The sequence below is a fragment of the Vibrio sp. Y58_MX_L22 genome (assembly GCF_024181865.1).
Classification (GTDB): Bacteria; Pseudomonadota; Gammaproteobacteria; order Enterobacterales; family Vibrionaceae; genus Vibrio; species Vibrio alginolyticus.
Map to the genome: position 1 here is coordinate 1 of NZ_JAMZAN010000023.1, position 11,723 is coordinate 11,723.

Consider the following 11,723-nt stretch of genomic DNA (forward strand, 5'->3'; position numbering starts at 1 on the left):
AACTCAGAAGTGAAACGAAATAGCGCCGATGGTAGTGTGGGGCTTCCCCATGTGAGAGTAGGACATCGCCAGGCTTTAGTTTTATTTTCACTTTTTCGAAAAGTGAAGACAAAAGCGGACACTTGCTTATTAAAGCGAGTGATACCACTGCGGAGTGGTAGTTCAGTTGGTTAGAATACCGGCCTGTCACGCCGGGGGTCGCGGGTTCGAGTCCCGTCCACTCCGCCACTTATATTAAGCCCTAGTCCAAAGACTGGGGCTTTTTCGTTTGGTCGTGTCCCCTAGAAATGCATTTACACATTGAAGGCGAGACAATACGACTTTCTTTACCCTTTTGGCACATGAGTTTCTCAGGAAGATGAGCCTGCTGCCTGCACTTCCAATTACTCCGAGTTTGTATCCTGTCCTCGTTGAAAGATTGGTCATTTGAACAATGAGTCTTTATAACACTCGCCCTCAACCGTAATAGAATGAATAGTCTTCCGTACTGCGTGTTTTGTTAGCGTCTCTCTTAAACAATAATTTTCTACATCTTATTTCTCAAACATTCATTGCTTCCATGTTTAGAGCGGGACCGTCGTTGCGTGGATTACGCAATTTCCCGAAATATAGTGAGGAAGAGAGCTAAGTCTTCCGAAAATTAATGCCTTTTAGAAAACTTTGTTTTCTTTGCTGAACTTGCTAGTAGCGATTAACCTAAGAGGAGTTCTTGAGGAGTATGTTTGATGATGCAACAAATAAAAAATGAAACGCTGAAATCTGTATTTAAGCAATGGTCTTCCGATGAGGGAATTGTGGTCATCAACCCTGCAACTGAGCAAGAGTTAATTCGGTTAAAGCCTAGTACTCTTGATGAGTTAGATGATCTCATTGGTCAGTGCAAAACGGAGCAAGTCCGTTGGGCTAAATTAAGTGCCAAAGAGCGCTCTCGTCGTTTGAGGGGGTGGTATCAACTACTTCTTGATAATGCAGAAGACATAGCCACGATTATTACCTTAGAGCAGGGTAAACCTTTAGCTGAGAGCAAAGGGGAAGTGATGTATGGTGCCTCTTTTGTCGAGTGGTTCTCAGAAGAAGCAAAACGTGCTTATGGCGAAGTTATTCCTGCCCCCACGACAGATAGACGTCTATCTGCAATTCGCCAGCCTGTGGGAGTATGCGCTGCAATTACACCTTGGAACTTCCCTATTGCGATGATTACAAGAAAAGCAGCACCAGCCCTAGCGGCAGGTTGTGGCATGTTGATCAAGCCATCAGAGCTTACCCCTCTCACTGCAATTGCTGTTGTTGAATTAGCTTATCAGGCTGGTATCCCTAAAGAACTGCTTTCTGTCGTGGTGTCGGAGCAGGCTGCTGAGTTTGGTCAAGTACTAAGTACTGATCCTAGGATTCAGAAGATCTCTTTTACGGGGTCTACGCGAGTCGGGAAAATTTTGATGAAGCAAGCCAGTGATTCAGTCAAGGCGGTGTCGATGGAGTTGGGTGGTAATGCGCCTTTCATCGTGTTTGAAGATGCAGACTTAGATGCGGCTTCGGAAGGGCTTGTCGCGTCGAAGTTCCGTAATGCAGGGCAAACATGTGTTTGTACCAATCGGTTATATGTTCATAAAAATGTAAAACAAGCTTTTATTGATAAAGTATTGTCGAAGTTAAGCAAATTAAAGCTTGGCAATGGTTTAGAGAAAGGTGTCACATTAGGTCCTGTTATTACGATGGCCTCTAAGCATCGACTAGAGGCGGTGATCGATCAAGCTGTACAAGAAGGAGCCTCTATTGCTAACTCTCCACAGAGACGGCCTGGTCGCTTTATGGAGCCCGTTCTTTTGGATAGTGTGACGCAGAATATGTCGATTGTTCAGCAAGAGCTATTCGGGCCTGTGTTGCCTCTTGTTACCTTTGAAAATGATGATCAAGTTCTCGAAATGGCGAACGATACAGAATATGGTTTGGCTTGTTATTTCTATACGAATAGCTTGAAGCGTATTGTGACTTTTAGTGAAGGTTTAGAGTATGGCATGGTTGGAGTGAATGAAGGGATCATCTCTACTGAAGTGGCTCCATTTGGTGGAGTTAAAGAGTCGGGTGTTGGACGGGAAGGTGCTAAGCAAGGACTCGATGAATATCTGGAGACAAAGTATATTTGTCTTGGTGGTTTAAGCTGATTTCAGAGATGGCCGATTGAATTAAAAAGCTAGGTTTTTACCTGGCTTTTTTTTAGTTGAAAGGCATACCATTTGCCACGCGCGTTTGTGGTTAATATTTTCTGGTTACTTAGTGAGTCGATAGTTAGTTTGCGGTAAGCGGTTTTTAATAATCAAAGCGCTTATGTTATTTCGTTATGGGGTAGGAGAGAGCTTAGCTTTAAACTAATACAAAAAAGCCGCATCAAGTGATGCGGCTTCTTCTAATATGGCTCCTCCTGCTGGGCTCGAACCAGCGACCTGCGGATTAACAGTCCGTCGCTCTACCAACTGAGCTAAGGAGGAACAAATTTTAATAAGTGGTGCCGACTACCGGAATCGAACTGGTGACCTACTGATTACAAGTCAGTTGCTCTACCTACTGAGCTAAGTCGGCACAATGTCATTAATAAGTTATTAACTTAATAATGAAAATTGGCTCCTCCTGCTGGGCTCGAACCAGCGACCTGCGGATTAACAGTCCGTCGCTCTACCAACTGAGCTAAGGAGGAATTGTCTTTTTAAGAGAATAAATGGTGCCGACTACCGGAATCGAACTGGTGACCTACTGATTACAAGTCAGTTGCTCTACCTACTGAGCTAAGTCGGCACATTTTATTCTTTAACATTGTTCGTGCTAAGCACCAACAATTAATAAATTGTGGTGCCCGGAGGCGGAATCGAACCACCGACACGAGGATTTTCAATCCTCTGCTCTACCGACTGAGCTATCCGGGCGACGAGGTGTATTAAAAGGCTTTTCGGCTTTCAGGTCAACAATAAAATTAAAATAAAATATCATTTGATGAATTTGTGCTCGGAGTGGGCTGTTTTTATGCGTTTTTAGCAGCAATGCGCCATGCTTTAAGCGATGTTTTAACATTGATAGTGTGTTCACTTGCAAAATAAAGGCGATAAAAACAAAAAAGCACGTCTGAAAACGTGCTTTTTATTGAACAATTGACTTTAAACTAGTGCTTTACTGAGAACTTGTTTACCCAACCTTCTAGCTCATTCGCTAGTGAAGCTAAACTTTGAGTACTTGATTGACTCTCGGTTACGACAGAGTTGAGTTGGCCTCCGCTTTCCTCGATAAGGTTTATACGTAGCGCAATATCATCGCTAACCTGCGTCTGCTCAGCGGCAGCAGTAGCGATCTGCTGGCTCATTGTGGTGATAGATTCTAACGCCGTTACAATTTGCTGTAGAGCTTCAGAGGCATTCTTAGACTCTGTAACAGTGCTTTCACTGGTTTCTGCACATATTTCCATTGTGTGAATGGCATTGCGAGAGCCTTCTTGCAGATTGGAGATCATATACTGAATCTCTTTTGTGCTGTCTTGTGTGCGTCCTGCTAGGTTGCGTACCTCATCAGCAACGACTGCGAAGCCTCGGCCTTGTTCTCCAGCACGTGCTGCTTCAATGGCTGCATTGAGTGCCAATAGGTTTGTTTGCTCTGCAATATCACCAATCACATCGAGCACTTTTACAATATTATTTACATCCTGATCTAGATCGGCGACCGCTTTACTCGCAGTATTTAATTGAGAAGCTAAACCTTGAATGTTTTCAACCGTGTTATGAATGAGTTTCTGAGTATGTTGGCTTTGTTTGTCAGCCTCGTCCGTATTGTTTGCGGTGTCGCTTGCTGAATTGGCAACATGGTTGGCTGAAGATGCCATTTCAGTCATCGCAGTGGCAATCATCGCCGTTGATTGCTGCTGAGATACGGTAAGATCGGCAATCGTATTTGATCGAGCTTCTACGGCAGACAACTCTGCGCGCAGTGCATGCATAGACTTCTCTAGGTTTGTCACCATAGTAGCTAGTGATTGACTCATATCTTGCACGGCACGATAGATACTTCCTCTCGGTGCCACAGTATCAAAGCTGGTCTGAATGTCTCCTTGAGCGACAGCTTGAACTGCTTTACGCACGTCGTTAGGCTCTCCACCAAGTAGATTAAGCATTTTGCGAATCGAAATGATCAGGCCACTTAGAATACTTCCCGCGATAATCAGACACAGCACAAGCTGCCATTGTGCTGTCGACCAAAAACGTGCGTTAACTTCATTAAAGCCAATACCTGTACCGACAACCCAGCCCCAGTGTGGTGTTTTTTCTGCTATCGAGTGTTTTTCTTCAATGCTGCCATCAGCTTGTTTTTGGCTCCAGGTATATTCAACGATCTGACCTGTTTTGTGCCCCAATACATCTAGAATGAGTTGGCCTACGCTATTACCACTGCCATCTTTAAAGTCATGGAAGCTGGTTCCGTGCAGTTGAGGGTCTAGTGGTGCGGCGATGAACATCATATTTTCATCTGCGACATAAACGTATTCGTTGTCTTTGTAGATATTGTTACGAAGTAGGCGAGTGGCTAATGCTTTCGCTTCGTCTTCCGGCATTTTGCCTTCGATAGCCATCTTTTCTACTTCGGTAAGTATGCTGTACGCACTTTTAAATAGCTCAGTAACTCGAGCTTTGTTATCAAGGTTACTTGCGACGCGAAGTGTCCATAAGCCCGTTGCGGTCAGAGCTAGGAGAGCTAGCAATATGATCGCAGATAATAAATAGGCTTGAGTTTTTAGTTTCATATTTAGCTCACAAATAAAGTGTTATCACTATGCAAGGCATAGCTAAAAGAAGAAATGTAATAACTCGGGCATCTTAGTGAAGATGAATATGCTCGGATACTAATGCGTATTGAAATTACGATGAGGATTAAATTTTTAGCGTGAAATAAGTGTTTTTGAAGAAAGGATTTAATGTTAGCTGATGTTTAGAAATGAAGTGCAGATAAATGGGAAAACGAGAAATGACGTATAAAGCAGATACAAAAAAGCCGCATCAAGTGATGCGGCTTTAAAAGTGGCTCCTCCTGCTGGGCTCGAACCAGCGACCTGCGGATTAACAGTCCGTCGCTCTACCAACTGAGCTAAGGAGGAATTATTCTTTTTTGTGTCTTACTTATGAAGCAAGTGCACCAAATATGGTGCCTCGAGGCGGAATCGAACCACCGACACGAGGATTTTCAATCCTCTGCTCTACCGACTGAGCTATCGAGGCAAAAGAATGGTGCCGACTACCGGAATCGAACTGGTGACCTACTGATTACAAGTCAGTTGCTCTACCTACTGAGCTAAGTCGGCACACTGTATTCTTTTTAGAAGAGATTATCTCTTCAGTTTTTAAAATCTCACTTAAGTAAGATTCTAGAAATTGGCTCCTCCTGCTGGGCTCGAACCAGCGACCTGCGGATTAACAGTCCGTCGCTCTACCAACTGAGCTAAGGAGGAACTATTCTTTTTGTGTCTTGCTTATGAAGCAAACGCACCAAATATGGTGCCTCGAGGCGGAATCGAACCACCGACACGAGGATTTTCAATCCTCTGCTCTACCGACTGAGCTATCGAGGCAAAAGAATGGTGCCGACTACCGGAATCGAACTGGTGACCTACTGATTACAAGTCAGTTGCTCTACCTACTGAGCTAAGTCGGCACACTTTATTCTTTGTGCTTTTGTCCGTGTTATAACATTTCGTTAATACACCAACAAATCAAATTGTGGTGCCCGGAGGCGGAATCGAACCACCGACACGAGGATTTTCAATCCTCTGCTCTACCGACTGAGCTATCCGGGCAACGGAGCGCTATTAAACGGATTTTCCCGCGTTGCGTCAACCACTTTTTTTAAATAATTTCAAAAAAGTGGTTGTTCGAACGCTTTTTATTCAACTGTCACTACAAAGTTTGCTTCGAGTTAAATTCCTTTTTGAAATTTGTAACTTTTTCTAGGTAGCGACGCGCTTCTGCGTTCGGGTGTTTCTTGGTTAACGCCCAATAAACTTGGTTGGGTTGCAATGAATTAAGATCTTGCATTGCGCGTTTGCGATCACTGCGATGAAATGTGTTTAAAACTCCTCCAGTACCGCCATTGTATGCTGAAATCATGCTGTACTCGAGAGAGGTAGGGTGGCGGACTTCTCTTAAATAACGATTTTTTAAGATATAGAAATACGCAGTACCAGTATCTATGTTGTTTTCTGGATTAAACAAATATTCAGGGCTTGGTTGGCCCGAGCGCTTTTTCACAAGTTTGAACACATCTCGTCCCGCGGTTTTAGGTACAACTTGCATTAGGCCATATGCATTTGCCCAACTTACCGCGTATGGGTTGAAACTGCTCTCGGTTTTAATAATGGCGTATATCAAGTCTTCTGGAATGTCGTATTTCTTGGAAGCTCGACGCACGATATCGGCGTATTGGTAGCTGCGTGTTGAAAAGTGGTCTTCAACCATGGGAATTTCGACGTAATACGCTTTCTTGAAATCTACATTTTTGGTTTTTATTTTATTTGCGATGAGGTATTCCGCAAATCGGTTTGCCCGCCAAGACCATTGAATTGGCTTATTGTCTTGGTCGACAACTTGTTTATACAGGAATGGTTGCCCCTCTAACGTGATACCTTTAGAGGAGAATAAGTCGACGTGCGCGGGATCGTCTGGTGTTAATAAGGTGGTGACAATCGCGTCTTTTAGGTGTTTTTGGGGCTCGGTCGGTGATACGGTCTCTATCGTGATCACGCCTTTGCGAAAGTCGACCTCGGCGCGGCTAAGGTAGTTATCGATGTACTTAACGTAATTACTCTTGCCAGCGTACTTGATTTCTTTTTTACCCCAGCGCTTTTGAATATTGCCTGAAAAGCTATTAATTAAGGCATCTAGCGCCGCAGTATCTTTTTCAAATTGTCCTGGTAGCTCAGCTAAGTTATTGGCAAAACGGTTTGTTGGCTCGTAGTTGACGTCATAAATCTTTTCGACGAATTCACGGCTACAGCCTGCCATTAAAAGTGCGGCAGCAATAAAGACAATTTTTTTCATAAGTATCAGAGTTATTGAAGGTAATAGAAAAATGACACCACAAATGGTTGTGATGTCATTGTTTAACTCAAGCGACTTTATTCGCTCGGCGGTGTGTAACCTTCGATATGAACGTCTTTTCCTTCAAAGAGGAAATTTACCATTTCTGTTTCGATCAGTTTGCGGTGTTCTGGATCCATCATGTTGAGTTTCTTCTCGTTGATCAACATGGTTTGTTTGTGTTGCCACTGAGCCCACGCTTCTTTCGAGATGTTGTCGAAAATGCGTTTACCTAGTTCACCAGGGTAAAGTTGAAAGTCTAGACCTTCGCCTTCTTTCTTTAGTCGAGCACAAAATACAGTGCGGCTCATAATGACTCCTTGTATTCAATTAACGAAGTTCGTGGGGTAGCGTTTCCAGCAATAGTTTTACTGGCGCGGCTAAACCGACTTCTTCAGGTTTAGATAAGTTATACCAAAGACCTTTGTTGCCTTCCATTATCACGTCCGGTTGCTTTGATAAATCAATCAAAATTGGCGTGATATCTAGGTGGTAATGGCTGAATGTATGACGAAAGGTAATCAGTGTTTGCTTCTGTTTGATATTGCTGGCTTGAATGCCGCGTTGATCCAGTAGCAATTCAATGTCGCTTTCTGCATCCACATGTTCGGTTTGTGGGAAGCAGAATAAGCCACCCCAAATGCCTGTTTGTGGTCTTTGCTCCAACCACACCTCATGACCATTTTCGGTGTTGTGGTGAAGCATCACGAAACGAGTTTGCTTGATTGGCTTATCTTTCTTCGGTTTTTTGCCCGGGTAGTCGAGCACATTACCTTGTTGTTTTGCCACACACAGGTCAGCAACAGGGCAGAGGCTACATTTGGGTTTGCTGCGAGTGCAAACCATTGCGCCCATGTCCATCATTGCCTGGTTATACTTATCTACATCCGTTTGTGGGGTATGCGTTTCGGCAATTTCCCACAGCTGGTTTTCAACCTTTTTTTGTCCTGGCCATCCTGCAACTGCGAAACAGCGGGATAGGGTGCGCTTCACGTTACCATCAAGAATCGCGTGTGGTTGTTTATACACAGACGATAAAATGGCGGCAGCAGTAGAGCGACCAATCCCCGGTAGGGCGTTCATTTTCTCTATATCAAGAGGAAACTCACCATTGTATGTAGAGGCGACCTCTTGTGCTGCTTTGTGAAGGTTACGGGCTCGGGCGTAATACCCTAAGCCAGTCCAAAGGTGTAGGACTTCATCTTGCTCAGCATTGGCAAGATCGATCACGGTTGGAAAGCGTTCCAAGAAACGTTGGTAATACGGAATAACCGTAGTGACCTGAGTTTGCTGAAGCATAATTTCAGACAACCAGACACTGTATGCGGTCTTATTTTGTTGCCACGGAAGATCTTTTCTTCCATATGCGTCATACCATTCTAGGATGGCACTGGCGAAAGGTGTCACGACTTGCTCTGTATTCTATTATTGGTTAGGTGCAAAATTGCACCACATAATGGGCAAGAAGTACAACGGATAAACAGTAGGGATATAAAGAGGTGTGTCGTTGCTTTTGGGTTGCCATAGACCAAGAGCTCAACAAATACTTGCACCTAAGTAAATTCTTTGGATAATCCCCGCTTTGATTAATCAATGTGCAGGCAAAATCAATGAGTGAAGTAACCACTAACGAATACAACGAAGACGGAAAGCTGATCCGCAAAATCCGCAGCTTTGTACGCCGTGAAGGGCGTTTGACTAAAGGTCAAGAGAGCGCGATGAATGAATGCTGGCCTACGATGGGTATTGACTTCAAAGCTGAACTTCTCGATTGGAAAGAGGTGTTTGGCAACGATAACCCAGTAGTGCTTGAGATCGGTTTTGGTATGGGTGCTTCATTGGTTGAAATGGCAAAGAACGCGCCAGAGAAAAACTTCATCGGTATCGAAGTTCATAGCCCAGGCGTTGGTGCTTGTCTTGCCGATGCTCGCGAAGCGGGAATTACTAACCTGCGTGTAATGTGTCACGATGCGGTAGAAGTATTCGAACACATGATCCCAAATGGCAGCTTATCGACACTGCAATTGTTCTTCCCAGACCCTTGGCATAAGAAGCGTCACCACAAGCGTCGTATTGTTCAATTAGGTTTTGCGGAAATGGTGCGTGAGAAGCTTATCCCTAATGAAGGTATTTTCCACATGGCGACCGACTGGGAAAACTACGCAGAGCACATGATTGAAGTGATGAACCAAGCGCCAGGTTTCGAAAACATTGCTAAAGATGGTGATTTCGTTCCTCGTCCAGACGATCGCCCGCTAACGAAGTTTGAAGCTCGTGGTCACCGTCTTGGTCACGGTGTTTGGGATATCAAATATAAGCGTATTGCGTAACCAGAGGAGTTCATGGGATGTACCATTACGCGATATTAGCGAATCCGGGTCATAACCGAATTTACTTTGATAGCGCAATGACCATTGCCTGTTCTGAGCTAAAAGCAATTTTAGCTTCACAAGGCGTGGATGTGACAGAAATTGGTAGTAAAGACGTTGGCTTACCTGCTGCGTTGGTGTTTTCTTGTCAGGAAGCGCTAACCGATGAGCAGGCGCGAAGAATCGCAGCCTCTTCGATTTACTATGCGCTATTTGAAGTGCGCGAAGATGGTTTACTTCGACCAGTTCAAGCGCCCGTATTTAACACTTTCCCGGAAAGTATGAGCCAGATTTTGCGCTACACCGGGAAAACAAACGAGCAGTTTACCCGTTTGATGGTGAATATCGGCATTAGTGCGTCCAATACGGGAAGTGAACAACTGACCTTAATGGATCCAATGTGTGGTAAAGGTACAACCTTATTTGAAGGCTTGATCCACGGTTTGAACGTGGTAGGGGTTGAGATCAACGCCAAGTGGGTGCAAGAGATCCAGACCTTTATTGTTAAGTTCATGAAGAATGGCCGCTTTAAGCACAAAGTGAGCAAAGAAAAGCGCACTGCGGGTGGCAAGAAAGTGGCGGATGGTTTCGTGGTTGAAGCTGCAGCAAATAAAGAAGATTACAACCAAGGCAATCTTCAGTTTATGAAGCTGTATTCGGCTGATACTCGTATCGCTGATCAAGTCGTGAAAAAGAACTCAGTTGATGTGATGGTGTCTGATCTGCCTTATGGCGTGCAGCACGGCAGCAAAAATGCCAAGGACAGCAAACTGAACCGTAGTCCATTAGAGCTTTTAAAAGAGGCTCTGCCTGCATGGAAAGTGGTATTGAAAAAGCAAGGTTCAGTGGTGTTGTCTTTCAATGAATTCACATTGAAATGGAAAGATGTCGCGGCATTATTTGAAGAGCAAGGTTGGAAGGTACTTTCAGAAGAGCCTTACATCGGTTATCTTCACCGTGTTGATCAATCTATCAACCGCAATATTATTGTGGCAGTAAAACCATAATCGACTTGAGTCGAACGAACCCTATGGAAAAGCCAACGACACGTTGGCTTTTTTTACCTCTGAGCTCAACGAGTTCTCTTGTAAATAGAAGGTAGAGAATGAAACCGACAGTGGAAATTTTGACAGATATTTTGGCGGAAGTACGCCCTTTAATCGGCCAAGGTAAAGTGGCTGATTACATTCCTGCTCTGGCAAAAGTACCCAGCAACAAGTTAGGTATTGCGGTATACACCAACGAAGGTGAGGTTATTAAGGCGGGTGATGCCGATGAACCTTTCTCTATCCAATCTATTTCAAAAGCATTGAGCTTGACGTTAGCGATGTGCTTGTACAAGCAAGAAGAAATTTGGTCTCGAGTGGGAAAAGAGCCTTCGGGGCAGGCATTTAATTCGCTAATCCAGCTAGAAATGGAGCAAGGTATTCCTCGTAATCCATTTATAAATGCTGGAGCGATAGTAGTGGCAGATTTGTTACAAACTCGCTTATCTGCACCTCGTCAGCGCCTGTTGGAATTTGTGCGTCAGCTTTCTGGTGATACCCATATTGTGTATGACAAAGTCGTTGCGGCATCCGAAATGATGCATGGTGACCGTAATGCGGCGATTGCATATCTCATGCGTTCGTTTGGCAACTTCGAAAATGAAGTGATTCCAGTACTACAAAATTACTTCCACGCTTGTGCGCTGAAGATGAGTTGCGTCGATTTGGCTAAAACGTTTAGCTATTTAGCAAACAAGGGCACATCGGTACAAACGGGTAAGCCTGTAGTTTCTCCTGTGCAAACCAAACAACTTAATGCACTGTTAGCAACGTGTGGCTTGTATGATGGCGCGGGCGAGTTTGCTTATCGCGTTGGTATGCCTGGTAAGTCTGGTGTTGGTGGTGGCATTATCGCGGTAGTACCTGGTGAAATGACCATTTCAGTATGGTCTCCAGAGCTTGATCCTTCAGGTAACTCGCTTGCGGGTACTAAGGCGCTTGAGCTGCTCTCAGAGCGAATTGGCCGTTCAATTTTCTAATATTAGAAATGTGTCAACCTTATTTAGGACGGCACAGTTTCTAAATAAAAAGCCTCTCAATTGAGAGGCTTTTTTTGTTTTGGGGTTGTGCCGTCCTAAATAAAGTTGACACTTTCCACCCCCAAAATTGGAGAGTGTTATGAAATCAACAACTAAAAGAACTCAGCGCGATTACTCCCTCGCTTTTAAACTCACTGTAGTTGATGAGGTTGAAAAAGGAAGCCT

The 11,723-nt window shown here is 44.2% G+C and carries 8 protein-coding genes and 13 tRNA genes; 5 read left to right on the forward strand and 16 right to left on the reverse strand.

The genetic code is table 11. From position 1 onward, the window contains the following. Positions 1-151: 151 nt before the first annotated feature. Positions 152-228: transfer RNA gene (locus NL626_RS22565), tRNA-Asp, on the forward strand. Positions 229-725: 497 nt separating this feature from the next. Beyond that, positions 726-2,162, forward strand: coding sequence for an NAD-dependent succinate-semialdehyde dehydrogenase (locus NL626_RS22570; protein ID WP_253657760.1), 1,437 nt, complete (start codon positions 726-728; stop codon positions 2,160-2,162). Between the two features lie 248 nt (positions 2,163-2,410). Here the strand turns inward: NL626_RS22570 and NL626_RS22575 are convergent. The 16 genes from NL626_RS22575 to mutY form a co-directional block, all read right to left on the reverse strand. Beyond that, positions 2,411-2,486 (reverse strand) — tRNA-Asn (locus NL626_RS22575). A gap of 15 nt (positions 2,487-2,501) precedes the next feature. After that, positions 2,502-2,577 (reverse strand) — tRNA-Thr (locus tag NL626_RS22580). 39 nt (positions 2,578-2,616) lie between these two features. Further along, a tRNA-Asn gene (locus NL626_RS22585) sits at positions 2,617-2,692 on the reverse strand. Positions 2,693-2,714: 22 nt separating this feature from the next. After that, positions 2,715-2,790, reverse strand: a tRNA-Thr gene (locus NL626_RS22590). Positions 2,791-2,842: 52 nt separating this feature from the next. After that, positions 2,843-2,918 (reverse strand) — tRNA-Phe (locus NL626_RS22595). Between the two features lie 233 nt (positions 2,919-3,151). Further along, entirely contained in the window at positions 3,152-4,777 is a 1,626-nt protein-coding gene (locus NL626_RS22600; RefSeq protein WP_253657761.1) for a methyl-accepting chemotaxis protein, read from the reverse strand. 275 nt (positions 4,778-5,052) lie between these two features. Further along, positions 5,053-5,128, reverse strand: a tRNA-Asn gene (locus NL626_RS22605). A 45-nt stretch (positions 5,129-5,173) separates the two neighbouring features. Then, positions 5,174-5,249, reverse strand: a tRNA-Phe gene (locus NL626_RS22610). Between the two features lie 7 nt (positions 5,250-5,256). Next, positions 5,257-5,332, reverse strand: a tRNA-Thr gene (locus NL626_RS22615). Between the two features lie 71 nt (positions 5,333-5,403). Beyond that, positions 5,404-5,479, reverse strand: a tRNA-Asn gene (locus NL626_RS22620). 44 nt (positions 5,480-5,523) lie between these two features. Then, positions 5,524-5,599 (reverse strand) — tRNA-Phe (locus tag NL626_RS22625). Between the two features lie 7 nt (positions 5,600-5,606). Continuing rightward, a tRNA-Thr gene (locus NL626_RS22630) sits at positions 5,607-5,682 on the reverse strand. Between the two features lie 66 nt (positions 5,683-5,748). Further along, positions 5,749-5,824: transfer RNA gene (locus NL626_RS22635), tRNA-Phe, on the reverse strand. Between the two features lie 100 nt (positions 5,825-5,924). After that, entirely contained in the window at positions 5,925-7,064 is a 1,140-nt protein-coding gene (gene mltC, locus NL626_RS22640; protein WP_005381001.1) for a membrane-bound lytic murein transglycosylase MltC, read from the reverse strand. A gap of 77 nt (positions 7,065-7,141) precedes the next feature. Next, entirely contained in the window at positions 7,142-7,414 is a 273-nt protein-coding gene (locus NL626_RS22645; RefSeq protein WP_005381002.1) for an oxidative damage protection protein, read from the reverse strand. Between the two features lie 19 nt (positions 7,415-7,433). Beyond that, positions 7,434-8,510 carry an A/G-specific adenine glycosylase gene (gene mutY / locus NL626_RS22650; protein ID WP_017635575.1) on the reverse strand — a complete coding sequence of 359 codons (1,077 nt, stop codon included), beginning with the start codon at positions 8,508-8,510 and terminating at the stop codon, positions 7,434-7,436. Between the two features lie 203 nt (positions 8,511-8,713). Between mutY and trmB the strand changes: the two genes are divergently transcribed. From trmB to glsB, 3 genes are all read left to right on the forward strand, one after another. Further along, complete coding sequence (gene trmB / locus NL626_RS22655; protein ID WP_005384506.1) at positions 8,714-9,433, forward strand: tRNA (guanosine(46)-N7)-methyltransferase TrmB; 720 nt, start codon at positions 8,714-8,716, stop codon at positions 9,431-9,433. A 17-nt stretch (positions 9,434-9,450) separates the two neighbouring features. Further along, complete coding sequence (locus tag NL626_RS22660; RefSeq protein ID WP_005384509.1) at positions 9,451-10,479, forward strand: TRM11 family methyltransferase; 1,029 nt, start codon at positions 9,451-9,453, stop codon at positions 10,477-10,479. Positions 10,480-10,577: 98 nt separating this feature from the next. After that, positions 10,578-11,498: a glutaminase B gene (gene glsB / locus NL626_RS22665; protein WP_005381007.1), complete on the forward strand. Its 921-nt coding sequence runs from the start codon at positions 10,578-10,580 to the stop codon at positions 11,496-11,498. Positions 11,499-11,723 lie beyond the last annotated feature (225 nt).